26 protein-coding genes are annotated in these 23,322 nt (G+C 34.9%); 10 read left to right on the top strand and 16 right to left on the bottom strand.

Annotated features, from left to right (window positions below):
* Positions 1 to 62: 62 nt before the first annotated feature.
* The gene (locus ACJJVP_RS17895; protein WP_405415946.1) at positions 63 to 1,091 is read left to right on the top strand and encodes an alkaline phosphatase D family protein; all 1,029 of its coding nucleotides are present in this window, start codon (positions 63 to 65) and stop codon (positions 1,089 to 1,091) included.
* A 45-nt stretch (positions 1,092 to 1,136) separates the two neighbouring features.
* Positions 1,137 to 1,556: a nucleoside-diphosphate kinase gene (locus ACJJVP_RS17890; protein WP_405415945.1), complete on the top strand. Its 420-nt coding sequence runs from the start codon at positions 1,137 to 1,139 to the stop codon at positions 1,554 to 1,556.
* 141 nt (positions 1,557 to 1,697) lie between these two features.
* Here ACJJVP_RS17890 and ACJJVP_RS17885 read toward each other — a convergent pair whose 3' ends face one another.
* Genes ACJJVP_RS17885 through recF form a run of 3 tightly spaced genes read right to left on the bottom strand, consistent with a single transcriptional unit; the run spans position 1,698 to position 3,492 of the window.
* Entirely contained in the window at positions 1,698 to 1,994 is a 297-nt protein-coding gene (locus tag ACJJVP_RS17885) for a DUF721 domain-containing protein (RefSeq protein WP_405415943.1), read from the bottom strand.
* Positions 1,994 to 2,410, bottom strand: a complete 417-nt coding sequence (locus ACJJVP_RS17880; RefSeq protein ID WP_405415942.1) for a lipocalin family protein — start codon at positions 2,408 to 2,410, stop codon at positions 1,994 to 1,996. The genes ACJJVP_RS17885 and ACJJVP_RS17880 overlap by 1 nt, the downstream gene beginning before the upstream one ends.
* A gap of 2 nt (positions 2,411 to 2,412) precedes the next feature.
* On the bottom strand, positions 2,413 to 3,492 hold the full coding sequence (gene recF / locus ACJJVP_RS17875) for a DNA replication/repair protein RecF (RefSeq protein ID WP_396634927.1): 1,080 nt from the start codon (positions 3,490 to 3,492) through the stop codon (positions 2,413 to 2,415).
* A 123-nt stretch (positions 3,493 to 3,615) separates the two neighbouring features.
* On the opposite strand from recF, the gene ACJJVP_RS17870 reads away from it, so the two are divergent.
* Genes ACJJVP_RS17870 through ACJJVP_RS17840 form a run of 7 tightly spaced genes read left to right on the top strand, consistent with a single transcriptional unit; the run spans position 3,616 to position 9,801 of the window.
* Entirely contained in the window at positions 3,616 to 4,383 is a 768-nt protein-coding gene (locus tag ACJJVP_RS17870) for a tetratricopeptide repeat protein (protein WP_405415940.1), read from the top strand.
* Positions 4,383 to 4,868, top strand: a complete 486-nt coding sequence (gene ribH, locus ACJJVP_RS17865) for a 6,7-dimethyl-8-ribityllumazine synthase (protein ID WP_405415938.1) — start codon at positions 4,383 to 4,385, stop codon at positions 4,866 to 4,868. The genes ACJJVP_RS17870 and ribH overlap by 1 nt, the downstream gene beginning before the upstream one ends.
* Before the next feature lie 57 nt (positions 4,869 to 4,925).
* Positions 4,926 to 5,288, top strand: coding sequence for a riboflavin synthase subunit beta (locus ACJJVP_RS17860; RefSeq protein WP_405415936.1), 363 nt, complete (start codon positions 4,926 to 4,928; stop codon positions 5,286 to 5,288).
* Positions 5,288 to 7,138 (top strand): DNA mismatch repair endonuclease MutL, encoded by a 1,851-nt coding sequence (gene mutL / locus ACJJVP_RS17855; RefSeq protein ID WP_405415935.1) that lies wholly within the window; start codon positions 5,288 to 5,290, stop codon positions 7,136 to 7,138. The genes ACJJVP_RS17860 and mutL overlap by 1 nt, the downstream gene beginning before the upstream one ends.
* The gene (locus ACJJVP_RS17850) at positions 7,139 to 7,882 is read left to right on the top strand and encodes a rhomboid family intramembrane serine protease (RefSeq protein WP_036153430.1); all 744 of its coding nucleotides are present in this window, start codon (positions 7,139 to 7,141) and stop codon (positions 7,880 to 7,882) included.
* A 3-nt stretch (positions 7,883 to 7,885) separates the two neighbouring features.
* Entirely contained in the window at positions 7,886 to 8,767 is an 882-nt protein-coding gene (locus ACJJVP_RS17845; protein WP_405415932.1) for a rhomboid family intramembrane serine protease, read from the top strand.
* A gap of 14 nt (positions 8,768 to 8,781) precedes the next feature.
* Positions 8,782 to 9,801 (top strand): endonuclease/exonuclease/phosphatase family protein, encoded by a 1,020-nt coding sequence (locus tag ACJJVP_RS17840; RefSeq protein WP_405415930.1) that lies wholly within the window; start codon positions 8,782 to 8,784, stop codon positions 9,799 to 9,801.
* On the opposite strand, the gene ACJJVP_RS17835 is transcribed toward ACJJVP_RS17840, so the two are convergent.
* The 9 genes from ACJJVP_RS17835 to udk all read right to left on the bottom strand — a co-directional run bounded on the left by ACJJVP_RS17835 (position 9,782) and on the right by udk (position 16,680).
* Positions 9,782 to 10,102 (bottom strand): DUF6122 family protein, encoded by a 321-nt coding sequence (locus tag ACJJVP_RS17835; RefSeq protein ID WP_405415928.1) that lies wholly within the window; start codon positions 10,100 to 10,102, stop codon positions 9,782 to 9,784. The two genes, ACJJVP_RS17840 and ACJJVP_RS17835, sit on opposite strands and share 20 nt — an antisense overlap.
* Entirely contained in the window at positions 10,095 to 10,724 is a 630-nt protein-coding gene (locus tag ACJJVP_RS17830) for a WbqC family protein (protein ID WP_405415926.1), read from the bottom strand. Before ACJJVP_RS17830 ends, ACJJVP_RS17835 begins: the two co-directional genes overlap by 8 nt.
* A gap of 4 nt (positions 10,725 to 10,728) precedes the next feature.
* Positions 10,729 to 12,429 carry a signal peptidase I gene (gene lepB, locus ACJJVP_RS17825; protein WP_405415924.1) on the bottom strand — a complete coding sequence of 567 codons (1,701 nt, stop codon included), beginning with the start codon at positions 12,427 to 12,429 and terminating at the stop codon, positions 10,729 to 10,731.
* Between the two features lie 95 nt (positions 12,430 to 12,524).
* Positions 12,525 to 13,226 (bottom strand): 4-hydroxy-tetrahydrodipicolinate reductase, encoded by a 702-nt coding sequence (gene dapB, locus ACJJVP_RS17820; protein WP_405415922.1) that lies wholly within the window; start codon positions 13,224 to 13,226, stop codon positions 12,525 to 12,527.
* A gap of 2 nt (positions 13,227 to 13,228) precedes the next feature.
* On the bottom strand, positions 13,229 to 13,867 hold the full coding sequence (locus ACJJVP_RS17815) for a DUF5683 domain-containing protein (protein ID WP_405415920.1): 639 nt from the start codon (positions 13,865 to 13,867) through the stop codon (positions 13,229 to 13,231).
* A complete protein-coding gene (locus ACJJVP_RS17810) occupies positions 13,860 to 14,768 on the bottom strand; it encodes a ParB/RepB/Spo0J family partition protein (RefSeq protein ID WP_405415917.1) in 909 nt (302 codons plus the stop codon). Before ACJJVP_RS17810 ends, ACJJVP_RS17815 begins: the two co-directional genes overlap by 8 nt.
* Positions 14,769 to 14,770: 2 nt before the next feature.
* Complete coding sequence (locus tag ACJJVP_RS17805) at positions 14,771 to 15,544, bottom strand: ParA family protein (RefSeq protein WP_405415914.1); 774 nt, start codon at positions 15,542 to 15,544, stop codon at positions 14,771 to 14,773.
* A gap of 189 nt (positions 15,545 to 15,733) precedes the next feature.
* Positions 15,734 to 16,066: a septum formation initiator family protein gene (locus ACJJVP_RS17800; protein ID WP_405415913.1), complete on the bottom strand. Its 333-nt coding sequence runs from the start codon at positions 16,064 to 16,066 to the stop codon at positions 15,734 to 15,736.
* Positions 16,066 to 16,680, bottom strand: a complete 615-nt coding sequence (gene udk, locus ACJJVP_RS17795) for a uridine kinase (RefSeq protein ID WP_405415912.1) — start codon at positions 16,678 to 16,680, stop codon at positions 16,066 to 16,068. Before udk ends, ACJJVP_RS17800 begins: the two co-directional genes overlap by 1 nt.
* 107 nt (positions 16,681 to 16,787) lie before the next feature.
* On the opposite strand from udk, the gene ACJJVP_RS17790 reads away from it, so the two are divergent.
* A complete protein-coding gene (locus ACJJVP_RS17790; protein WP_405415910.1) occupies positions 16,788 to 18,017 on the top strand; it encodes a multidrug effflux MFS transporter in 1,230 nt (409 codons plus the stop codon).
* A 121-nt stretch (positions 18,018 to 18,138) separates the two neighbouring features.
* Here ACJJVP_RS17790 and acs read toward each other — a convergent pair whose 3' ends face one another.
* From acs to ACJJVP_RS17770, 4 genes are all read right to left on the bottom strand, one after another.
* Positions 18,139 to 20,070 carry an acetate--CoA ligase gene (gene acs / locus ACJJVP_RS17785; RefSeq protein ID WP_405415907.1) on the bottom strand — a complete coding sequence of 644 codons (1,932 nt, stop codon included), beginning with the start codon at positions 20,068 to 20,070 and terminating at the stop codon, positions 18,139 to 18,141.
* Positions 20,071 to 20,117: 47 nt separating this feature from the next.
* Positions 20,118 to 21,812, bottom strand: coding sequence for a sodium:solute symporter family protein (locus tag ACJJVP_RS17780; RefSeq protein ID WP_405415905.1), 1,695 nt, complete (start codon positions 21,810 to 21,812; stop codon positions 20,118 to 20,120).
* A gap of 33 nt (positions 21,813 to 21,845) precedes the next feature.
* Entirely contained in the window at positions 21,846 to 22,106 is a 261-nt protein-coding gene (locus ACJJVP_RS17775) for a DUF4212 domain-containing protein (protein WP_405415902.1), read from the bottom strand.
* Between the two features lie 133 nt (positions 22,107 to 22,239).
* Positions 22,240 to 23,316, bottom strand: a complete 1,077-nt coding sequence (locus ACJJVP_RS17770) for an anhydro-N-acetylmuramic acid kinase (RefSeq protein WP_405415900.1) — start codon at positions 23,314 to 23,316, stop codon at positions 22,240 to 22,242.
* Between the last annotated feature and the right edge of the window lie 6 nt (positions 23,317 to 23,322).

Raw genomic sequence — 23,322 nt, 5'->3', positions numbered from 1 at the left:
CAATTTAATAATATAGGCTTTAAACCGAAAGCCTTAATTTTACCCAGACTTAACTATCTCATATGAAAATAATATACTTTTTAATGAGCACCCTCGTATTGGTATCGTGTTCATCCAACAAAAAAACAGTAGAAGATAATGCTGTGAATGCCGATTTTGTACTGGCTTTTGGTTCCTGTAATAGAGTTGATTTACCAAATCTCTTATGGGATGATGTTTTAAATACAGAACCGGATGTTTGGGTTTGGGGTGGCGATAATATATATGCGGATACGGATGATATGGTTGCCTTAAGGACTATGTACAATGTGCAAAAAGAACAATCCGATTATAAAAAACTAATAGAAAGTACAGATATATTAGGTACTTGGGACGATCATGATTATGGTCTAAACGATGGCGGAGTAGAATTTAAAGCAAAAGATGCCAGTCAACAAGAGTTTTTAAATTTCATGAATGTGCCAGATGATAGTCCGCTTAGAAAACGTAAAGGGGTTTATAATGCTAAGAAATATGAAGTAAATGGTCATTCAATTAATATCATAATACTTGATACCCGATATTTTAGAACAAAATTGACTCCTGATACCGAAACCAAAAAAAGATTGAAACCCAATGAGTATGGAGATGGGACCATGTTGGGAGAAGTGCAATGGAATTGGTTGGAGAATGAACTGAATACATCAAAATCTGATTATAATATTATTGTGAGCAGTGTGCAGTATTTATCTAATGAACACGGCTTTGAAGCTTGGGGTAATTTTCCTCATGAAGTAGATAAGCTGGCAAAGATGATAGCAGATTCTAATGCAGGCGGTGTAATTGTGTTATCTGGAGACAGACATATTTCTGAATTTTCTAAAACCAATATTGAGGGTATGAATTATCCGGTCATAGATTTTACCAGTAGCGGACTCACACATGCTTATAGAGGTTTTACCGGTGAGCCTAATAAATATAGAAGAGGGGAAGTTGTTTTTACAGAAAGTTTTGGAATCTTAGAATTCGATTTTAAGGCTAAAAAGGTTGATTTTAAGATAGTTGGTGATAACGGAATAGTGTTAGAGAAATTAGAACAAGTCTACGAATAGTTGTGAGATATGTGGAAAAACGTATTTTTGCGCAAAAATTAAGATATGAGTACGAATAGAACGTTTACAATGATTAAACCAGATGCCGTTAAAAATAGATATATTGGGGCTATTTTAGAAAAAATTACTGCTGCTGGTTTTAAGATCGTTGCGATGAAATATACACAATTGAGCTTAAGAGATGCACAAGAATTTTATGGTGTACATAGAGAGCGTCCTTTCTTTGGTGAATTAGTTGAATTCATGACTAGCGGTACAATTGTAGCGGCAATTTTGGAAAAAGAAAATGCTGTTGAAGATTTTAGAGCATTGATCGGTGCTACCAACCCTGCAGACGCAGCAGAAGGTACTATTCGTAAAATGTTCGCTACTAGTATTGGTGAGAACGCAGTACATGGTTCTGATAGCGATGAGAATGCAGCTATTGAAGGTTCATTCCATTTTTCTGGTAGAGAAATTTACTAAGTTAATTTGTTTAGATATAAAAATGCCAGCTCTTTTGAGCTGGCATTTTTATATCTAGTATTTTCCAACAGCCAACAGCCAACAGCCAACAGCCAACAGCCAACAGCCAACAGCCAACAGCCAACAGCCAACAGCTAGTAACTATCTAAGCACGAGTTTTTTTACGACTTCTTTTCCGATTTCTTCATTAAGCATTCGGACTATTTTAGATTTGCCCATGCTTAATTCATCGCGTAATACAGAAGAGCTTAATGCTACGTAAAGCGTACCGAATTTTAATTCTATTTCTGTAGTGTAATTATTAACACCGTTACCCATAAGCTTAGCCCATGCTTCTCTGGCGTCAACCTTATCTATTCCTTTTTCCAATTTATTCTTTTGAATAAATGCGGAAAGTGCATTTTTCATTGAAGTGTTGTCGTTGCCTCTACTTGCCATTATGGGGTTATGTTTATTGGTTCAAACTTGTTGTATGTATAGGTAATACCTTGGTTGTTCTTTACCTTAAAGCTATCTGCTGATAATTCTGTCAATACCTCTTCCCATGTGTTAGCGTTATTATTGTAGCTCATAAATATAGAATCGTTGGAAATTCTAATTATAAAAGGCTCGGCATCATTGGAAGTTTCAAAAGTACCATTAAATTTAGGGTCTACTTTTTTTCTGAACCCTTTTAACGAATCTAACTTTATATAGTCAATAGTACTGTTAATTGAGTATTCTTTTTTTGCTCCGTCCTTAAAAGTAACTTCCTTGATTTCCCAATATCCATTTAGTAAATGCAATTGATTCTTATCAATTTTTGAATTGCAAGAAATAAGAACCAAAGAACAAATGATCAGTAATTTTTTCATTATTACAATTTAAATATTTTATACGATTGATGAATTTTTTTAACAACACTTTCGGTTCTGTCCGCATGGGTGTCACTTATAAAGATCTGCCCAAAATTTTCATTGTTTACCAAAGTGATGATGTGAGAGACCCGGTGCTCATCCAACTTATCAAAAATATCATCTAAAATTAATATCGGGGTAGTGCCACTTTGAGATTTCATAAAATGAAACTGGGCAAATTTTAAAGCAATTAAAAAAGACTTCTGTTGACCTTGGCTGCCAAATTTCTTAATAGGGTAGTTGCTGATTTCAAAGCTAAGGTCATCTTTATGTACACCTACACTAGTATATTGTAAGGCTCTGTCTTTATCTAGGTTTTTGTTTAACAGCGTTAGCAAGTCATAATCTTTCAATTTGCTATTATAGGAAAGGGAAACATCTTCTGTATTGCCTGTAATAGATTTATATTGTTCTTGAAAAATAGGAATAAAAGCCTCTAGAAAAGATGTTCTTTTTTTAAAGATTTCAGTACCATACGTTTCCATCTGCTCATTGTATACCGCCAAAGTATCCTTATTGAAAGTTCTATTGGCCGCAAAGTATTTAAGCAAGGCATTTCTTTGAGAAACTACTTTGTTATAATTGATGAGGTTTTGTAAATAACTTTTATCTGATTGAGAAATAACACCGTCAATGAACTTTCTACGCGTATCGCTACCTTCAATGATGAGGTCTCTATCTGCCGGAGAGATAATAACCAAAGGCAAAAGACCAATGTGGTCGGCAAAACGGTCATAGGCCTTGCCGTTTCGTTTTATAATTTTCTTATTGTTCTTCTTTAAGCTGCATACAATTTTTTCTTCCCTTCCCTCTTTTTCAAAAGTACCGTCAATTACAAAGAAATCTGATCCGTGACGAATGTTTTGAGAAGAAACGGGGTTGAAGTAACTTTTACCAAATGATAAATGGTAGATGGAGTCAAGAATATTTGTTTTTCCAATTCCGTTATCACCTACAAAACAATTTATTTTAGCATCGAACGACAATTCTTTGGACTCAAAATTTTTGTAATTGATCAATGATAATTGTCTCAGTAGCATTAAGAATATCAGATTTTAGATTTGGAAGAATGTAAAGTAGCTTAAAATATCCAAAAATAACGAATAAATACACTTTGCGATTTCAATAAAACCATTATTTTTGCGCGATCAATAAATTTAGAGATGGCAACATATAAGAAAAGAGGATATAAACCTGAAACAAAGGTTGAACAGCAAGAATTTGACGAACAGGAAAGCACAACAGCTGAGGTTTTTAGTTCATTAGATGAAGGTGCTTCAAGATCTGAAGAGTGGGTTTCTAAGAATCAGAACTACATTTTAGGTGCCATTGGTGTTATAGCAATAGGGGTTTTAGGTTATTTGGCCTTTAATCAATTTGTTGAGAAACCAAAAGAGGCTAGTGCGGCAAATGAAATGTACTATCCGCAACAATATTTTGACCAGGCTTTAGCTACCACAACTGCTAAAGATTCTTTGTTTACATTGGCACTTGAAGGTGCAGAGGGTAAATATGGTTTTTTAGATATTATTGAAGAATATAGTGGTACCAAGGCTGCCAACCTTGCAAATTATGGTGCTGGTATGTCATATTTAAATATGAATAATTATCAAGAAGCTATTACCTATTTAGAAGATTTTAATTCTGATGATGCTGTTTTAGGTGCTTTGGCAAAAGGTGGTTTAGGAGATGCTTTTATGCAGTTAGACCAAGCTTCTGATGCTCTAGGTTATTATGAGGCTGCGGTTAAACATAGTGCTAATGAATATACTGCTCCTAAGTTTTTGTACAAAGCGGGAATAACTGCTTTAGAAATGGGAGATAAGAATAAAGCTTTGGGCTTTTTCCAAAGAATTAAAGACGAGTTTCCAAAATCAGAAAATGCCAATTCTATAGATGCATTTATAGGTATGGCTAAAAGTGGTGAATAATGGCTACAGTAAATAAAAATTTATCGATTTACGATAAGGCAACAATCCCAAACGCGAACGGACTTCGGTTTGGGATTGTTGTTTCAGAATGGAATTCAGAAATAACAGAGGGTTTATATTCTGGTGCAATAGAAGCTTTGTTAGATTGCGGAGCACAAGAATCTGATATTATCCGTTGGGATGTTCCTGGTAGTTTTGAACTTACTTTTGGTTCAAAGAAAATGATCAAGAGTCTTAAGGTTGATGCAGTTATTGCCATTGGAAGTGTTATACAAGGCGAAACCAAACATTTCGATTTTGTTTGTGATGCTACCGCTCAAGGCATAAAAGACTTAAATGTTATTACAGATGTGCCGGTTATATTTTGTGTACTTACAGATAATAATATGCAACAAGCCATAGATCGTAGTGGTGGTAAGCATGGAAACAAAGGTACTGAAGCCGCTATTGCAGCCATAAAAATGGCAGTTTTAGGTAATAAGTAAACTTTTTCACTAGTTCAATTTCCGCTAAGTATAAGGTTGCTAGATTAATGTCGCAAGATGTTAACAATTTTTGGCATTGGTAACATGCCCCATTTTTCTATTTTAAGTAACTTTGAGGTTATGGGGATGTTGAGCAAAATAACGCGGTTACGAAAAAATAGGTCATTTGAATACAATCCTAGGTATTATGATGGCAAAGGAAAAGGGAATCCGTATAAAATGGAACCTAAATTTGACCAGTTTCGTAGCACATTAAATACATCTCGAGGATTAAAAAGAAAAATCAATAGTGCAATTGAAGATTCTAAAAGAAAGGGAGATCGCAACTTAAAGATTAGAATGGCTATTATAATTGCAGTACTGGTTTTTATTTTTCTTTATATCATTGATTTTGACCTCACAATTTTCTTTACTTCATAATGGCAGATATTATTAGATTATTACCTGACCATGTAGCAAACCAAATTGCTGCTGGTGAAGTGGTGCAACGTCCATCTTCTGTGGTAAAAGAGTTAATGGAGAATGCCATTGATGCAGGTGCTACCGATATTCAACTTATTATCAAAGATGGTGGTAAAACACTTATTCAAGTGGTTGATAATGGTAAAGGTATGAGTGGTACAGATGCACGCTTAAGTTTTGAGCGCCATGCTACTTCTAAAATTCAAAAGGCAGAAGATCTATTTAATTTAAATACCAAAGGTTTTAGGGGAGAGGCTTTGGCTTCTATTGCGGCTATTGCACATGTAGAAATGCTTACAAAGACCGAAGATGACGAAATTGGCACGAAAATTAAGATTGAAGGGAGTAAAATAGTTACTCAAGAGGTGGTAGTTGCCCCTAAAGGGACTTCAATGCTGGTAAAGAATCTTTTCTTCAATATCCCTGCAAGACGTAATTTTTTAAAATCAGACCAGGTAGAATACCGACATATAGCAGACGAGTTTCATAGAATTGCATTGGCGCATCCTCAGGTTGCTTTTAATTTTTATAATAACGGTAGCGATGTTTTTCAATTACCAGGCAATGATTTTAGAAAACGTATAGTACATATTTTTGGTAGAAAAACAGATGAAAAACTTGTACCTGTAGAGGAAGAAACTCAGGTAGTAAAAATATCAGGATACATCCAAAAGCCAGAATTTGCTAAAAAGAGTAGAGGAGAACAGTTTTTCTTTGCTAATAATAGATTTATAAAGAGTCCGTATTTACATCATGCTATATTAGGTGCTTTTGAGGGAGTAATCCGTCCGGGTACGCACCCTGGTTATTTTTTGAACTTAGAGGTTGATCCAGGTACTATTGATATTAATATACATCCTACCAAAACAGAAGTGAAATTTGATGATGAGCATACATTGTATGCCATGCTTAAATCTACTGTAAAGCATAGTTTAGGTCAGTTTAATGTGGTGCCTGCGCTTGATTTTGAGCAAGACCAAAATTTAGATACCCCTTATTCATATAAAAACAAACAGGTAGGTATACCGCAAGTGGTAGTAGATTCTTCATTTAATCCTTTTGAGACTGTAAAACCTTCAAAAAGTAACTCTGGCGGGGGCGGTTATTTAAAGCCAAAAGTTGATGGTTGGGAGAAGTTGTATGAAGGTTTGGAAACAACGGTAGATAGCGGTGTAAGCCATTTAGAGTTCGAGTCAGAGGTTGTGAACAGTAGTATTTTCGATGGTGAAAAAGAGGTTGTTGATCATTCTACTACTACTTTTCAAATGCGTAAAAAGTATATTATTACGACGATAAAATCTGGCATGGTGGTTATTAATCAAAGTAGAGCTCACCAACGTGTATTGTATGAGAATTTTTTAAAGAATATTACCATAAAAGAAGCTATAAGTCAGCAGTTACTTTTTCCATTGACCTTATCTTTTTCTACGAGTGAAATTAATATTTTAAAAGAAATCAAAGATAATTTATGTACCGTAGGTTTTGTATTCGGGGAGATTAGTGACGACGGAGTAGAAATTTCTGGGGTTCCCGTATTAGTTGTAGAAAGTGAAGTGCAAATGATAATGGAGCAACTAATTTCTGATTTTCAACAAGAAGTACCTGGCGATAGTTTTTCTCAAAGTGATATGTTAGCAAAAACATTAGCAAAAACACTTTCGGTAAAAACTGGCGAAACCTTAGATGAGTTTTCTCAAGTTAAATTGGTGAACGATTTATTTGCATGTAAGGAAACAACTTTGAGTCCGTTTAACAAAAAAGTATACATTACAGTTACAGAGAATGATATTGAACGAAAATTTATATAAATGGGAAGAATAACAGAAACAATAAAACACTTACTGATTATTAATGTGCTGTTTTTTGTTGCAACACAATTGTATGGTGAACAGATGTACGAATGGTTTTCATTGTACTTTCCAAAGAATGATCATTTTCAGTTATGGCAAATAATCACCCATATGTTCATGCATGGTGGTTTTATGCATATTCTCTTTAATATGTATGCTTTGTGGGCCTTTGGTACGCCTTTAGAGCGTATGTGGGGTAGAAATAAGTTTTTGTTTTTCTACATCTCAGCTGGTTTAGGTGCTGCTTTAATTCATATAGGTGTGAATTATTACTATTATAATGCCGGTATGAGTGCTTTGATGGATGCAGGTATATCTGAGAGTAGTATTCTAGAGATTATCAATAGCGGACAGTATAGTACAGATTGGTATGGCATAGCAGGAAAAGCTACTATAGATAACTTCCTAGGAGCATTTAATACTCCGGTAGTTGGTGCTTCAGGTGCTATTTACGGTATATTGGTGGCGTTTGGAATGTCTTACCCGAATAGCGAATTGTTTCTTATTTTCCTTCCGGTTCCTATCAAGGCAAAATTCTTTATACCTGTTTTAATAGGTTTAGATTTGTTTTCAGGTGTAACTGGGTATAGTTTATTTGGACAAGGAATTGCCCACTTTGCACATGTTGGCGGTGCATTGTTTGGTTTCTTGATGATGTGGTATTGGAAGAAAAATCAATTTAATAATAATAGGTGGAACTAAAATATGGCTCAACCAGATTTAAAATATCAATTTAATAGGCTGAACATTGCAGAGAAGCTAATAGCTATCAATGTACTCGTTTTTGTCGTCAATGCGCTTATACCTTTTCTTCTAGGGTTGCCTGCAAATAGTATTGTTCAATGGTTTGAGTTACCTAATGACATTGTTGATATCGCTTTTCAACCTTGGTCAATTGTAACCTATTCTTTTTTTCATGGAGGTGTTGGACATTTATTTTGGAATATGTTGATGGTCTATTTCGTAGGACGAATATTCTTGAATCTTTTTGACCCAAAGAGATTCCTAAATGTGTATATACTTGGAGTTATTTTGGGTGGATTATTTTTTGTTTTAGGATATAATATTTTTCCAGCTTTTTTTGATACGAATGCTTATTTAATTGGAGCTTCGGCAGGGGCAAGTGCAGTACTTATATTTATTTGTACTTATATACCTAATCAAGAGGTAAGGGTTGTTTTTTTTAATGTCAAGCTATGGATTGTTGGGGCTGTTTTGGTTTTAAGTGATTTAATTCAATTGCCTGTTAGTAATTCTGGAGGACATTTAGCTCACTTGGGTGGGGCATTTTTAGGTTATTTATATGCAAGCCAATTAACAAAAGGAAACGATATTGGATCAGGATTCTCAAAATTTATGGATGGTATGGCTAATCTTTTTACAAGAACAGAAAGGAAAGCGCCTATGAAGACGGTGTACAAAAATAAAGCAAAGTCTAAAGGGGCTAATACTACTACATCAGATTACGATAAGAAATCGCAGCAAAAAAAAGTTGATGCAATTTTAGATAAAATAAGTAAGTCTGGTTATGAAAGCCTTTCTAAGGCAGAAAAGGATTTTTTATTCAAAGCAGGTAAAGAAAATTAACTAGGATGAGTAAAATGTCTTTTATAAAAAAAATCATATTATTCTTAAATGTGGTTTTTGCTTTTAGTTTATTCTTAGCTTGTATTGTACCATATACCTCTTCCGCTAGTTTGGCATTCGTTAGTTTAACGGTACCGGCTTTGGTTTTAATTAATATGTTGTTTTTTCTTTTTTGGTTATTCAATAAAAAAATTCACTTACTAATATCGTTGATTATATTAGTTTATGGATATTTTACACTGGGTACCTTTATTGCGTTTAATGGCAGTAATAAACATATTGTTGATACTAATTCCATAACCCTTTTAAGTTATAATGTTTTGGGGTTTAGAGGAGGAGATGATGTATGGGAATATAATGGTAGTTCTCAAGTATTGGACTTTATTTCAGATGAAAACCCGGATATAATATGTCTACAGGAGTTTGTACAAAATAAAATAAAAAAAGGAAGTTTAGAGAGTTATCCTTTTGTTTCTAAAAGATATAATTTAGAAAATGATCAGGGTGGTAAGAATTTGGCTATTTATTCAAAATATAAAATTATAAATAATGGTAAGCTGGAATTTCCTGAAACCTACAATGGAGGGCTTTTTGTAGATGTCGTTGTTGAAAAAGATACTATTAGGGTTTTCAATCTTCATATGGAATCATTTGGTGTTAGGCCTTATAGTATTAAGTATGAGCGTTCTGATAAATTATTTGTCCGTTTAAGAGATTCATTTGCAAAACAGCAACGACAATCTTTAATAGTCAAAAAGTTTGTGGATGAGAGTCCTTATAATATTTTAATTGCAGGGGATTTTAATAATACTCAATTCTCAAAAAGTTATTTTGATATTCGGGGTAATTTAAATGATAGTTTTTTAGAGGCTGGGCACGGTTATGGAGAAACTATTAAATTTTGGAAATTTCCATTCAGAATAGACATGATTTTAGTAGACCCTATATTTGAAGTGTTAGATCATAAAAATTATAGTGTTGATTTGTCGGATCATGAACCTATTATGGCTACAATTAAAATTCCGTCCGAATAAATAAACAATCAACTGTATCTGCTATAATGTGCAGTAGTAACGCTAAACCGAAAATTCGTGTTTTTTGGTAAATAAACAACAGCGTATATATACCGATTGCCCAATAAGTATGTAACGGATGAAAATTAATACTACATCGATTAGGTTCAAATATCGGTGTAGCAAGAAGGTGATCAATATCGATAACAATGGCAGATAATAGAATCACTGCAGACCACAACCTGTTTTCTTTATAGAAATAAATAGCAATAAAAATGGGTACGATAAAATGTATTCCATAATGGGCACAAAACCTAAGCATTATTTAGTGTTAAGAACTCGTGATTAAGATAGTCTACGGTATTGGGGCCTAAATTGAAAAGAAGATCTAAAATGCTTAAGTTAGGTAAAAAACCATGTCTATCACTAAAGACCTGTGTGTAGCCATCTATATTTAAATTTGGTTTTAATTTTGCACTTATTAAAAATCGATAATCTTCTTTTGTCTTAGGCGTTATTTCAAATTCAGTTGATTTGGTATTTGGCATATCTCGTTGCAGACATTCAAATATGGTCTCAATTGTCTTTAGATTGAAGTCTAAAAGTCTTTCATGAGGTTGGTCGTACAAATGTTTGATGTCATCTTCATAAAATTCAAAGAAAGGTGATGCTCTATAGGCAGTTTCTAAAGTACGCCAATGCTGTCTTTGCCATGGGTATGTATTGTCAATAAACACATCCTTATATTTTTGCCTGCCATTGAATCTGCCAACGTGAATTATAGGTATGCTTAGTATGTGCTTACCTCGATCATTAGAAATATAGGTCCTGTTTCTAAACGTTTGTTTTTGGTAGTTATCGTTTACTTCCCAGCAAATTGGGTGGTGTAAAATATAACTGAACGTAAGTATGTTAGGAAAATAAGAGGGATGAATAAGTTTCATCTAGTTAATTTTTAGCTTTTTTACGTTTCCAAAACCAATTACCTACAAAATAAGCTACCAGTAATATTAAGAAATACTTGAAATATGATTGTGGTTCTCCGTCTCCATTAACCGTAGTGAATATGCGGTCCCATCTAGGTCTCCAGTTGCTTATGCCTTCGGTAAAATTGTCAAAACTCATCCATATAAATATTGGCGTACCAACGATATGGTTTTCTGGTACATAACCCCATGCTCTGCTATCTTCTGAGTGATCTCTATTGTCACCCATCATCCAAAAATAATCTTGTTTAAAAGTGTAACTGGTTACTGGGGTGCCATTGATGCTAATTTGATTTCCAGATACCGAAATATCGTTCTTTTCGTACTCCATTATTATTTTTTTGTAAAGAGGAAGTACTTTTAAATTCAATTCTACAGTAGCTCCTTTTTGAGGAATATAGATAGGGCCCATCTGACTATAATTCCAAGGGTAATCTGGATTTTGCGGAAATAAGTTAATGCCTCTTCTACTTTTTACAGCTACATTTTGTACAACAGAATCAATATTCGGATTATTTCTCAACGATTTGACCATGTCTGCCGTTAATGCTACTTTACGCTGGCGATCAGTAACCTCTTTAAGTGCTAGTCTATATTTAGAAATAGTATTCGCTGGTATTCCAGATGCTTTTGTATATAATTCTAATTGACCGTTTTCAGCTTGGTTGTAGCCCATTAAGTATTGTCTTAAGCCATTAACCTGTTCTTGGTTAAGAGGGCTTGAGATGTACTTTCTAGTGAAATCTGTAATGTTTAAGTTTTCTAATACTTTTGATGATACCCCTTTTGAGCTATAGATATCATAGTCGAATTGTGGTTTAGCGCTTTTAGGTAATTCCAGTTGTTTTCCGTTTATGAATACATAGCCATTTCGAACTTCTAATGAATCTCCGGGGATACCAACGCAGCGTTTAACGTAATTAGATTTTTTGTCTATTGGTTTGTCAACACCTTTTTCTTTTTTGAAGAATACACGAACGGTATCTGCTGGCCAGCTGAATACAACAATATCATTACGGTCAACTTTAGTGAAACCGGGTAACCTAAAATATGGTAATTGTGGTTTATTTAAATAAGAAGGTACGCCTAAGCCTGGTAAGGTATCATGTACCATGGGTGCGGCTACAGTTGTCATCGGAGTTCTTGCGCCATAATGAAATTTGCTTACGAAAAGAAAATCACCTACCCTTAAAGTGCGTTCTAATGACCCTGTTGGTATCACATAAGGCTGAATGAAATATGTGTGTACCAAAGTCGCTGCCACTACTGCAAATAAAATAGAACTTACCCATTCTCCAGCAGCAGTTGTTGGGTGTAAAGACCTGTCTTCAATATATTTTACATCTAATGAGTAATTTACGTAAAAAATATAAAAGCCAAGTGTTAGTACTATAATCCAAGTTTCTAACTTACTATTTCTTCCGAAGCTTCTTATGGTTTCTACCCATATTACCGGAAACATCAATAGGTTAATTATTGGTATAAATAATAAAATCACCCACCATTTTGGTCTATTGATTATTTGCATTAAAACAATAGCATTGTAAACAGGAATTGCTGCTTCCCAAGCTTTTCTACCTGCTTTAACGTAAAGTTTCCAAGTACCTAAAAAATGTATTACTTGTACAATGAGAATAAAAATAATCCATTGAGTGCCGTTCATATTCTTTAATTTTTATTGAAATAGGATAAATTCTTTTGATGCTAATCAAGTCATCAATAATTCATAAGTCTTTGAGATTGATTTTTGTTACGTTTTTAACCTAGGTTTAACACATCTCGCATGGAAAACACTCCTGATTTACCAATAATCCATTCTGCAGCTGTTACAGCTCCTAGAGCAAACCCTTCTCTATTATGTGCAGTATGTTTTATTTCAATACTGTCTACAATACTGTCATAAGCAACGGTGTGTGTACCTGGTACTTTGCCAATTCGTTTAGATGTTATTTTTAAGCTCTCGTTAGATGCGCTTTCTAATTTCCACTGGGCGTAATTAGAATTAGAAATGACACCTTCTGCCAAGGTTATTGCCGTGCCACTTGGGGCGTCTAATTTTTGAGTGTGATGTATTTCTTCTAATTCAACTTTATACTCTGGTAGATTTTGCATCATTTTTGCCAAATAATTATTTAGCTCAAAGAATATGTTCACTCCTAAGCTGAAATTTGAAGCATATATAAAAGCACCTTTTTTTTCGTGACATAAATTGGTGGCATCATTATATTTGTCAAGCCAACCGGTTGTACCTGAGATTACTGGAACATTGTTGTTTAGACATTTAGTAATATTGTCAAAGGCTGAATCAGGCATGCTAAAATCGATAGCGACATCCATAATGTTAAAGTCAATATTTGCAGTGTTTTTGTCAATTTTTGCTACAATTTCATGACCTCGATTCAATGCGATTTGCTCTATCATCTGCCCCATTTTTCCGTATCCGAAAAGTGCGATTCTCATTCTTAAAATTTTATAATTAATGCCATACCGTAATTAGGACTATTATTCACTTGATTATAATCAAAATAAGGCTCGAAGTCTATACTTAAGTCATCATCGATGTTAAATTGTTTTAGGTGAGCGTCAACGTTAGCATCAACAATATTTAGTACATACATACCAATTGCAGCAACAAGCCATAAATCGCGATCACTTTGAAACTGTTCTTGTTGAGTTTCAAGATCGTCATCGTCAAATAATGGTAAGTCACCTTCGCCATTAAATTCATCATCTGTAAAACCTGCTTGTCTGCTTTTGAAAGCAGTTCTAAATCTTTGATATAAATTATTGTTGTAAGCGTACATGTATGCACTACCACCAACCAGTCCCCACGCAATCGGCGCTTTCCAATACCTTTTGTTATAAATTTGCCCCATACCTGGCAAAATCGCTGAATAAAATGCAGCTTTACTAGGGGCTAAGGGGTCAAATTCCCTTTTAAGTTTTTTAAAAGAAATGGAGTCTGTAATGACAATACCTTGTTCCGATAAATCGTATTGAAGACTATCTATTTCAGTTTTAGGAATAGAGTCCTGTTCCTCTTGAGAAAAAGTGAGATTTAAAAATAATAATGTACTAAATAATATAAGATAGTTACGCACCTGTTATCAATTTTTTGATACGGTCAAATTCCTCTTGAGACTTAAATGGTATGGTTATTTTTCCTCTAGCGTTATCAGCAGATTTTATATCAACTTTTACCGATAAGGCATCGGTTAATTCTTTTATACCCTTACGAACGAAAACCGAAGCTTCTTTTGGTGCTGTTTTTGCAGTTTCTTGTTTAGGTATGTCATCTGAATGATACGCCTTTACGGCACTTTCAGTTTCTCTAACAGAAAGATTGTCAAAGATTATTTTTTCATAAAGAGATATTTGATCTTGCTTTTTGTCAATGTTGACCAAGGCTCTTCCGTGGCCCATTGTTAAGAAGCCGTCACGCATACCTGTTTGAATAATTGGGTCTAGCTTTAATAGACGTAAGTAATTGGCAATAGTTGATCTTTTTTTACCAACACGTTCACTTAGCCTCTCTTGAGTAAGGTTGATTTCATCAATAAGACGTTGATAAGAGAGTGCTATTTCAATAGGATCTAAATCTTGACGTTGAATATTTTCGACCAAAGCCATCTCTAAAGACTCTTGGTCGTTAGCAATACGTATATAAGCTGGTATAGTTTCTAAACCTAAAAGTTTAGAAGCACGATATCTTCTTTCTCCAGATACAAGTTGGTATTCGTTAAAGCCTAATTTTCTTACGGTAATTGGCTGAATAACACCCAATTCTTTTATAGAAGCGGCTAATTCTTTTATAGATTCATCATTGAAATTAGAACGTGGTTGAAATGGATTCACTTCAATGTGTTCTAAATCTAGCTCTATTATATTGCCAACAACTTTATCTGCATTTTTATCAGATGCTGTATTAATATCGTTTTCTGGGTCTTTCAAAAGTGCCGAAAGTCCTCTACCTAAAGCTTGTTTCTTTGTCGCTTTTGCCATACTTAAACCGTCTGCTTATTTTTTTTGACTATCTCGTTAGCCATGTTCAAATAGTTTGTTGCTCCTTTACTGGCAGCATCATATTTGATTATACTTTCTCCATAACTAGGAGCTTCACTTAGTCTAACATTACGCTGAATTACAGTTTCAAATACCATGTCTCCGAAATGCTTTCTTACTTCATCGACTACTTGGTTCGATAATCGCAATCTAGAATCATACATAGTCAATAACATGCCTTCAATATCTAATTCGGCGTTATGTAATTTTTGAACACTTTTAATAGTGTTTAATAATTTACCTAATCCTTCTAGTGCAAAATACTCGCATTGAATCGGTATGATTACTGAATCTGCAGCGGTTAAGGCGTTTAGGGTTAGTAACCCGAGCGAAGGGGCGCAGTCAATTAAAATATAATCATAATCGTTCTTAAGGTCTAGAATAGCCTTTTTCATCATATATTCACGCTCGTCTTTATCGACCAGTTCTATTTCGATTGCAACAAGATCAATATGTGCGGGAATAAGGTCTACGTTGGGAGATGTTGTAGAAATGATAGTTTCTCTGGCTGTTTTAGTATGTTCCAATAATTGGTACGAGCCTAATTCAACGCCGTCGACATCTACACCTAACCCAGAGGTAGCGTTCGCCTGGGGATCAGCGTCTATCAGTAATACCTTTTTTTCCAATACACCTAGCGAGGCAGCTAAGTTAACTGTGGTGGTAGTTTTACCTACGCCTCCTTTTTGATTGGCTATAGCAATAATCTTGCCCATGTTCAAAGTAAGTTAGGTCGTAAAAATACAATTATTTATGGGGCTAATGAAAGCTTTTTGTTAACACTAGGTGAATAACCGCTTACTTTTCTTTAATAAAGCGTTAAACTTTTAATTATGAAATGATTAAGGGGGTATTTATTGTGTAGTATTTAAAAAGTGAAAAACTTATTAAAATGATATGAAAAGCTATTCTTTATCCTTAAGTTTTAAACTATCCTCGTATTCAATAAGATAGATTTCTTCGTTCTTTTTCTTAAGATAGTATTCTTCTCTAGCAAAGCGTTCAAGCTCATCTTCATCAGATAGTTTTTCGATAATTTTTTTATCTCTTGCTATTTCTTCTTTTAAAAAATCTTGGGTTTTTTCTAATTTTTTAATTTCTTTTCTTAATTCAAGGTGAATTAAAAGAGAGTTTGTGTCAAAAAATAGCATCCAAACAACAAAAACGGACAAAACCAATACATACATATTGGTCATGATCTTAAACCATTTTTTTTGTTTTAAATCTTTGATTGACATTATTCTTGCATGATTTTTTCGTTGATAATACTTTTAACTATTTCAACTGCTACCGTATTGTATTTGTTATTCGGAATAATAATATCTGCATACTCTTTTGTAGGTTCAATGAACTGTTCGTGCATTGGCTTAATTACAGCTTGGTATTTTTCTATAGTTTCATCCAAATCCCAACCTCTTTCGTTAACATCTCGCTTTAATCTTCTGATCAGTCTTTCATCTGTATCTGCGTGCACGAATATTTTAATATCAAACATTTTACGAATGGCAGAATTGGTCATTATTAATATACCTTCTACGATAATAACTTTAGTTGGGTGTGTTAAAACTGTTTTTGCGGTTCGGTTACATTCTAAAAAAGAATATACAGGCTGTTCAATAGATTCACCATTTTTTAAAGCAATTAAATGTTGCTCCAATAATGCGAAATCTATAGAACTTGGGTGGTCAAAGTTAGTTTTGCGTCGCTCTTCAAGAGATAAATGAGATAGGTCGTTATAGTAAGAATCTTGTGTTATTACTCCAACTTCTTCATTAGGTAATTCATTTATAATTTGATTTACTACTGTGGTTTTTCCACAACCTGTTCCACCGGCAATACCTATAATCAGCATACATTGTAATTTAATGCAAAAGTACATATTTGAATTTCATAAATGCATAATCTCAAATATCAACTTTTAATAACATAGCTTGAAATGTTAAGCCGTATTTTTGCACAATGCAGAATGAACAGGTAAAGCCTAATTTTGAGTTTGTTGCCCTAATGGCTTCTTTGATGTCTATTGTAGCATTGACAATCGATGCCATTTTACCGGCTATGGCAGATATTGGCGTGTCTATCAATAGCTTGGATCCAACACGGAATCAGTTATTAGTAACGATGATTTTTTTAGGATTGGGAGTAGGGCAGTTGTTTTTTGGACCATTATCAGATAGTCTTGGTAGAAAGCCCATTGTATACTTTGGTTTTACTGTTTTTTTGATTGCTAGTATCATTTGTTTGTTAGCGCCAAATCTTGAGGTAATGTTAGTTGGTCGTATATTGCAGGGAATTGGTCTGTCTGCACCCAGAACTATAAGTATTTCTATAATTCGTGACACCTATAGAGGGGATTATATGGCAAAAATCATGTCGTTTGTTACAGCGTTCTTTATTCTTGTTCCTGTGGTGGCACCTGCTATTGGTAAAGCGGTAATGGGTATTACGGGTTGGCAAGGTATCTTTTATATGCAGCTGTTTTTTGCTCTGGTTGTAGGGATTTGGTTTTATAAAAGACAAGAAGAAACCTTACATCCGGAATACAAAGTTCTTTTTTCTTTTCATGTTTTTATTAGAGGGGCTAAAGAAATTTTTAAATACAAAGAAACCGTTTCGTGTACCATGATATCAGGATTGATTACAGGATCTTTTCTTGTATACTTAAGTTCTGCTCAACATGTTTTTGAAGAGCTTTACGGGTTAACGGAAACATTTCCTTATGTGTTTGCCGGACTTGCGCTTTCAGTAGGGTTTTCTACTTTAATGAATGGAACGTTGGTATTGCGTTTTGGAATGCGGAATTTATCTTTTGCAGCGTTAGTAGCATTCACATTTATAGCCTTGTCATATAGTCTGTTATTTTTAGGGGCTAAAAATCCAAGTATTACGATTTTACTGATTTTCTTATCACTGCAGTTTTTGTGTTTAGGATTTATTTGGGGAAATATGCGATCCATTGCAATGGAACCTATTGGTCATATTGCTGGTATTGGCGCAGCAATTACCGGATTCATCTCTACAATTCTCTCTATTCCAATTTCAATTTTCGTAGGTAGCTTTATAGAAGATTCTGTTTGGGCACTTTTTGCTGGCTTGGGTGTCTGCGGACTTATATCAGTGATTTTATTTATGACATTCAAAACGCGTCCACTTTTTGCAAGTAATCGTGCTTTTTCAAATCAGTCCTAGCATTTTCTTGACTTAATTTACGAAGTAATCTATGTTTTGAAAAAATAAAAATCCATCAAACTCCAATTTATATGGGTTTGATGGATTTTAAATTAAACAGTACTATAAATTGAATTCTTGATTACAGCGAATTATCCATGATTTCTTGAACAATTTCCGGATTTAGTAACGTACTGGTATCTCCTAAATTACTTGTATCATTACTCGCGATTTTACGTAATATTCTACGCATAATTTTACCGCTTCGTGTTTTTGGAAGCCCAGATACAAACTGAATTTTATCCAATTTTGCAATAGGACCAACAAGTTCGGTAATCTGTTGGTTGATTTCTTTTCTTAGATTATCACGATCTCTACTTTCACCTGTTTCTTTTAGAATAACATATCCGTAAAGTGCATTTCCTTTTACGTCATGAGGGAAACCTACAATTGCGGATTCTGCCACAGCAGGGTGTTCGTTAATGGAATCTTCTATTGGTGCAGTACCTAAATTATGACCGGAAACTATGATGACATCATCTACACGACCAGTAATTCTGTAATACCCAACGGCATCTCTCAACGCGCCATCGCCTGTAAAATACATGTTTTCATATGCTGAAAAATAGGTGTCTCTGTAGCGGTCGTGGTTACCCCAAATAGTTCTTGCTATAGATGGCCATGGAAATTTTACGCATAGCCTGCCTTCTACTTGATTACCTTTAACTTCTTTTGCGTTTTCATCCATTAACGCTGGTTGTATACCAATAAATGGCAGCGTTGCATAAGTTGGAGTAGTTGGGGTTACGTAAGGTATAGGGGTGATCATAATACCACCGGTTTCTGTTTGCCACCACGTATCTACAATAGGGCTATTCTTTTTGCCTACGTTATTATTGAACCAATGCCATGCTTCTTCATTAATAGGTTCGCCTACAGATCCTAAAACTTTAAGGCTCGATAAATCATGTTTTTCAACAAAATCCAAACTTTCTTTACCTAGCGCTCTAATAGCTGTTGGCGCGGTATAAAACTGATTTACTTTGTGTTTTTCAACAACTTCCCAAAAACGACCAAAATCCGGATAGGAGGGAACGCCTTCAAACATTAAAGTGGTTGCTCCATTTGCTAATGGTCCGTAGACAATATACGAATGTCCGGTAATCCAGCCAATATCTGCGGTGCACCAATACACATCATTCTCGGTATATTGAAATACGTTTTTAAAGGTGTATGCGGTATACACCATGTAACCTGCGGTGGTATGCACCATTCCTTTTGGGGTTCCGGTAGAACCTGAAGTGTATAGTATAAATAACGGGTCTTCAGCATCCATAACCTCAGCAACACAATCTGCATAGGCTTCATCTAACAATGGTTGTAACCATTTGTCCCTACCTTCTAACATATCAATTTTAGATTTGGTACGTTTTACGACCAGCACATTTGCAACTCCTGGACAACCTTCCAAGGCTTTATCTACAATGCCTTTTAGATCAATTGATTTGTTTCCTCTATAAGAACCATCTGATGTCAATACAACCTTACAGTCAGAATCATTGATACGCGTTGCTAATGCATGAGATGAAAACCCTGCAAATACTACTGAATGTATAGCCCCAATACGCGCACATGCTAAAAGTGCTACAGATAATTCAGGAATCATAGGTAGATAAATGCAAACACGATCACCTTTTTTGACTCCGTGGTCTAACAAAACATTTGCCATACGGCATACGCGTTCATGTAATTGCCTGTAGGTTATATGTTGTGCCTCTTCCTCTGGATTGTTAGGTTCAAAAATGATAGCTGTTTTATTTCCTCTTGTTGGTAGATGACGGTCTAAACAGTTTTCTGTTATATTCAGTTTAGCACCTTCAAACCATTTTATCTCGGGTTTTTTAAAATCCCAAGTCAATACATTGTCCCATCGTTTACGCCAAACAAAATGCTCTTCAGCAATTTCTTCCCAAAAAGCTTCAGGATTACGAACCGATTTTCGATAGACTTGGTAATATTCCTCCAGATGTTTAATGTGATAATTACTCATGGTATGCGTTAATTTATTATACAAAGGTTGTTGAAGTCCTTTGGTTGTTGTTGAATGTTGATTTGTTTCTTTTAGTGTCCCGTGGCTTCACCTGCGCCACTGGGTATTCTAATATTTTCTACAATTTCTTGCACATCTTTAGGTGGTTCTGGTGTAAATTGAAGAACAATAATGGCTACAATAAAGTTAGCAATCATAGCGATACTACCAAAGCCTTCTGGTGAAATACCAAACCACCAATCATCAGGTGTTCCGCCACCGAACCAGCCGAATTTAAACTTGGTCATATAAAATAGCATGATAACTATACCTACTACCATTCCACTAATGGCTCCTTCTTTATTCATTTTTTTATAAAATATACCTAGTACAATGGCAGGGAAGAATGATGCAGCTGCCAAACCAAATGCCAGTGCCACAACTGCGGCTACAAAACCTGGCGGATTAATACCAAAGTAACCTGCGATAATTACAGCAACCGTTGCGGCACCTCTTGCCACCCATAATTCTGCTTTGTCAGAAATATTCGGTTTAAACACTTTCTTTACCAAATCATGAGAAACCGATGCAGAGATCACTAATAATAAACCTGCTGCTGTTGAAAGTGCTGCCGCTAATCCTCCTGCTGCAACCAAAGCAATTACCCAAGCAGGTAGATCTGCAATTTCAGGATTTGCCAATACCATTATATCATTATCTATGGTCAATTCATTTTTAGATGTATCTGCTACATATTGAATTTTACCATCTTCATTCTTATCATCGAAAGAAAGGAGTCCGGTTTCTTCCCAGTTTTTAAACCAAACCGGCATACTGGCATATTCTTCATTACTTACCGTATTAATTAAATTGGTCTTTGCAAAAACAGAAACGGCAGGTGCCGTAGTATATAGAATAGCGATTAACAGTAAAGCCAACCCGGCGGATTTTCTTGCATCTTTAACTTTTTTAACGGTGAAGAATCTCACGATTACGTGTGGTAACCCTGCGGTGCCCACCATTAAAGCTAAGGTGATAGCAAATATATCGGTTACCGATTTAGAACCATCGGTATATTCGTTGAAGCCTAGTTCTGTTGAAAGTCCGTCTAACTTATCCAAAAGAAAAGTACCAGAACCATCATTGAGTGTTGCGCCCATACCCAATTGTGGAATAGGATTTCCTGTCATTTGTATGGAAATGAATATTGCGGGAACCATAAAGGCAAAAATCAATACGCAGTACTGTGCTACTTGTGTATAGGTAATACCTTTCATTCCTCCTAAAACGGCATAAAACAAAACGATAATCATACCAATGATAACACCTGTATTGATATCTACTTGTAGAAACCTTGAGAATACTACCCCAACACCCCGCATTTGACCCGCAACATAAGTGAAGGAAACAATCAATGCGCATATTACTGCAACAATACGTGCAGTTTTTGAATAGTATCTATCACCTATAAAGTCTGGTACGGTGAATTTGCCAAATTTTCTTAGGTAAGGGGCTAGCAGTAATGCCAGTAGTACATAACCGCCTGTCCAACCCATAAGATATACGGAGCCATCATAGCCGGCAAAGGATATTATTCCTGCCATAGAAATAAAAGAAGCGGCAGACATCCAATCGGCTGCAGTTGCCATACCGTTGGCAAGTGGTGATACTCCGCCACCAGCAACATAAAAGTCTTTGGTAGATCCGGCTCTAGACCAGATTGCAATTCCTATATAGAGAGCGAAGGTGAGTCCTACTAAAATATACGTCCAAGTTTGAACACTCATAAGTTGGTTTTTTGGTGGTTGATGGTTGTGTTGTTATTCGTCGTATCCGTATTTCTTATCCAATTTGTTCATGAGTCTTACATAAACAAAAATCAGAATAACAAATACATAAATAGAACCTTGTTGTGCAAACCAAAAACCTAGTTTAAAACCACCAATTTTTATGGCATCTAAAGATTCTTTAAATAGTATACCCGCACCAAAAGAGACGATAAACCAAATAGCTAATAAAATGAACAAGTACCTGACATTTTCTTTCCAATAAGCCGACGCTTTCTTTTGTTTTTCTGACATGTCTATTTTGGTTTTAATGAAGTCCATCTACTAAAAGTTGATTTAAGGAAACTTCAATTAAAAGTTAGTGTGTTGCAGGGGTGAATATCTGCTTATTTGATTCTCGATTATCGAGTAAATTAGGTAAAAAACTTTAATTGGGTATGAACAATACTCCACTTGAAGAATCTTTTTTTGCTCCAGTTACTGATGAAAGTACGTTTGTTAATTGCTCCACTCTCAATACACCCATTAATGCGAATACCAAAGCTTCTTTAAATTCAATGATTATTTTTTCTGGTACAACTACTTTTGTTTTTGTACCTAATTTTTCTTGTAGCGTTTCTATTAAAAATGAATTGAGTGCGCCACCGCCTGTTACTAATAATTGTTGGTCTTTATTTATAAAATTTAATAGGATTTGTTGAGCCACTTTATCACATATATGATGAATGCTGGTGTGTAGTAAATTTTCAATGGTATCATCTGTATCTTCAACAATGGGTACCACTTCTTCTAGAAACCACTCATAACCTATAGATTTTGGGTGCGGTAACAGGTAATATTCAAGATTATTTAACCGCTCTAGCATTTCTGAATTTATAATCCCAGTACGTGCAAGATTTCCGCCTTCATCATATTCTAAATCAACCTTTCTGGTAATATAATTTAGAATCATATTTGCCAAACCAATGTCGTAGGCTATTCTCTTATCTTTTACTTCAAAAGAGATATTGCTAATTCCTCCTAAATTCAGGCAAAATTCATATTCATTAAAAAACATACGGTCACCAATAGGCACCAATGGCGCTCCTTGTCCACCAAGTGCTAAATCATTTGTTCTAAAATCTGCTATGACCTTAATTCCTGTAGCATTTGCTAAATGTTGACCAGAACCTACTTGAAACGTAAGTCCCATTTCTGGTCGATGATGTGTGGTATGACCGTGACTTGCTATGTAGTCTACATCTAATTTATTCTCGTTTATAAATATTGAGGTTTGCTCACCTAGCCACGTACCATACGTATTATGTAATTCAATAAGTTTTTCTGCGGATAAACTAATAGCGTTTTTTAAGGTGTTCAGCATTTCTGAAGAATACTTAACACTTTTGATTTTTTTAATATCAAACTGCCATGCATCATTTTTCTCCCAAATGTGACAATATGCCAAGTCAAGACCATCTAATGATGTGCCTGACATAAGACCGATGATTTTATATATTTTCATTTGGAT

Source organism: Maribacter sp. Asnod1-A12, assembly GCF_045063735.1.
Taxonomy (GTDB): Bacteria; Bacteroidota; Bacteroidia; order Flavobacteriales; family Flavobacteriaceae; genus Maribacter.
The sequence above is the reverse complement of the archived record's forward strand: the minus strand, read 5'-3'. Positions and strand labels throughout refer to the sequence as shown.

Bases quoted from the DNA above. Each gene is read 5' to 3' on its own strand.
- ACJJVP_RS17895 (WP_405415946.1), top strand. From the start codon at position 63: ATGAAAATAATATACTTTTTAATGAGCACCCTCGTATTGGTATCGTGT.
- ACJJVP_RS17890 (WP_405415945.1), top strand. From the start codon at position 1,137: ATGAGTACGAATAGAACGTTTACAATGATTAAACCAGATGCCGTTAAA.
- ACJJVP_RS17885 (WP_405415943.1), bottom strand. From the start codon at position 1,994: ATGGCAAGTAGAGGCAACGACAACACTTCAATGAAAAATGCACTTTCC.
- ACJJVP_RS17880 (WP_405415942.1), bottom strand. From the start codon at position 2,410: ATGAAAAAATTACTGATCATTTGTTCTTTGGTTCTTATTTCTTGCAAT.
- recF (WP_396634927.1), bottom strand. From the start codon at position 3,492: ATGCTACTGAGACAATTATCATTGATCAATTACAAAAATTTTGAGTCC.
- ACJJVP_RS17870 (WP_405415940.1), top strand. From the start codon at position 3,616: ATGGCAACATATAAGAAAAGAGGATATAAACCTGAAACAAAGGTTGAA.
- ribH (WP_405415938.1), top strand. From the start codon at position 4,383: ATGGCTACAGTAAATAAAAATTTATCGATTTACGATAAGGCAACAATC.
- ACJJVP_RS17860 (WP_405415936.1), top strand. From the start codon at position 4,926: ATGTTAACAATTTTTGGCATTGGTAACATGCCCCATTTTTCTATTTTA.
- mutL (WP_405415935.1), top strand. From the start codon at position 5,288: ATGGCAGATATTATTAGATTATTACCTGACCATGTAGCAAACCAAATT.
- ACJJVP_RS17850 (WP_036153430.1), top strand. From the start codon at position 7,139: ATGGGAAGAATAACAGAAACAATAAAACACTTACTGATTATTAATGTG.
- ACJJVP_RS17845 (WP_405415932.1), top strand. From the start codon at position 7,886: ATGGCTCAACCAGATTTAAAATATCAATTTAATAGGCTGAACATTGCA.
- ACJJVP_RS17840 (WP_405415930.1), top strand. From the start codon at position 8,782: ATGTCTTTTATAAAAAAAATCATATTATTCTTAAATGTGGTTTTTGCT.
- ACJJVP_RS17835 (WP_405415928.1), bottom strand. From the start codon at position 10,102: ATGCTTAGGTTTTGTGCCCATTATGGAATACATTTTATCGTACCCATT.
- ACJJVP_RS17830 (WP_405415926.1), bottom strand. From the start codon at position 10,724: ATGAAACTTATTCATCCCTCTTATTTTCCTAACATACTTACGTTCAGT.
- lepB (WP_405415924.1), bottom strand. From the start codon at position 12,429: ATGAACGGCACTCAATGGATTATTTTTATTCTCATTGTACAAGTAATA.
- dapB (WP_405415922.1), bottom strand. From the start codon at position 13,226: ATGAGAATCGCACTTTTCGGATACGGAAAAATGGGGCAGATGATAGAG.
- ACJJVP_RS17810 (WP_405415917.1), bottom strand. From the start codon at position 14,768: ATGGCAAAAGCGACAAAGAAACAAGCTTTAGGTAGAGGACTTTCGGCA.
- ACJJVP_RS17805 (WP_405415914.1), bottom strand. From the start codon at position 15,544: ATGGGCAAGATTATTGCTATAGCCAATCAAAAAGGAGGCGTAGGTAAA.
- ACJJVP_RS17800 (WP_405415913.1), bottom strand. From the start codon at position 16,066: ATGTCAATCAAAGATTTAAAACAAAAAAAATGGTTTAAGATCATGACC.
- udk (WP_405415912.1), bottom strand. From the start codon at position 16,680: ATGCTGATTATAGGTATTGCCGGTGGAACAGGTTGTGGAAAAACCACA.
- ACJJVP_RS17790 (WP_405415910.1), top strand. From the start codon at position 16,788: ATGCAGAATGAACAGGTAAAGCCTAATTTTGAGTTTGTTGCCCTAATG.
- ACJJVP_RS17780 (WP_405415905.1), bottom strand. From the start codon at position 21,812: ATGAGTGTTCAAACTTGGACGTATATTTTAGTAGGACTCACCTTCGCT.
- ACJJVP_RS17775 (WP_405415902.1), bottom strand. From the start codon at position 22,106: ATGTCAGAAAAACAAAAGAAAGCGTCGGCTTATTGGAAAGAAAATGTC.
- ACJJVP_RS17770 (WP_405415900.1), bottom strand. From the start codon at position 23,316: ATGAAAATATATAAAATCATCGGTCTTATGTCAGGCACATCATTAGAT.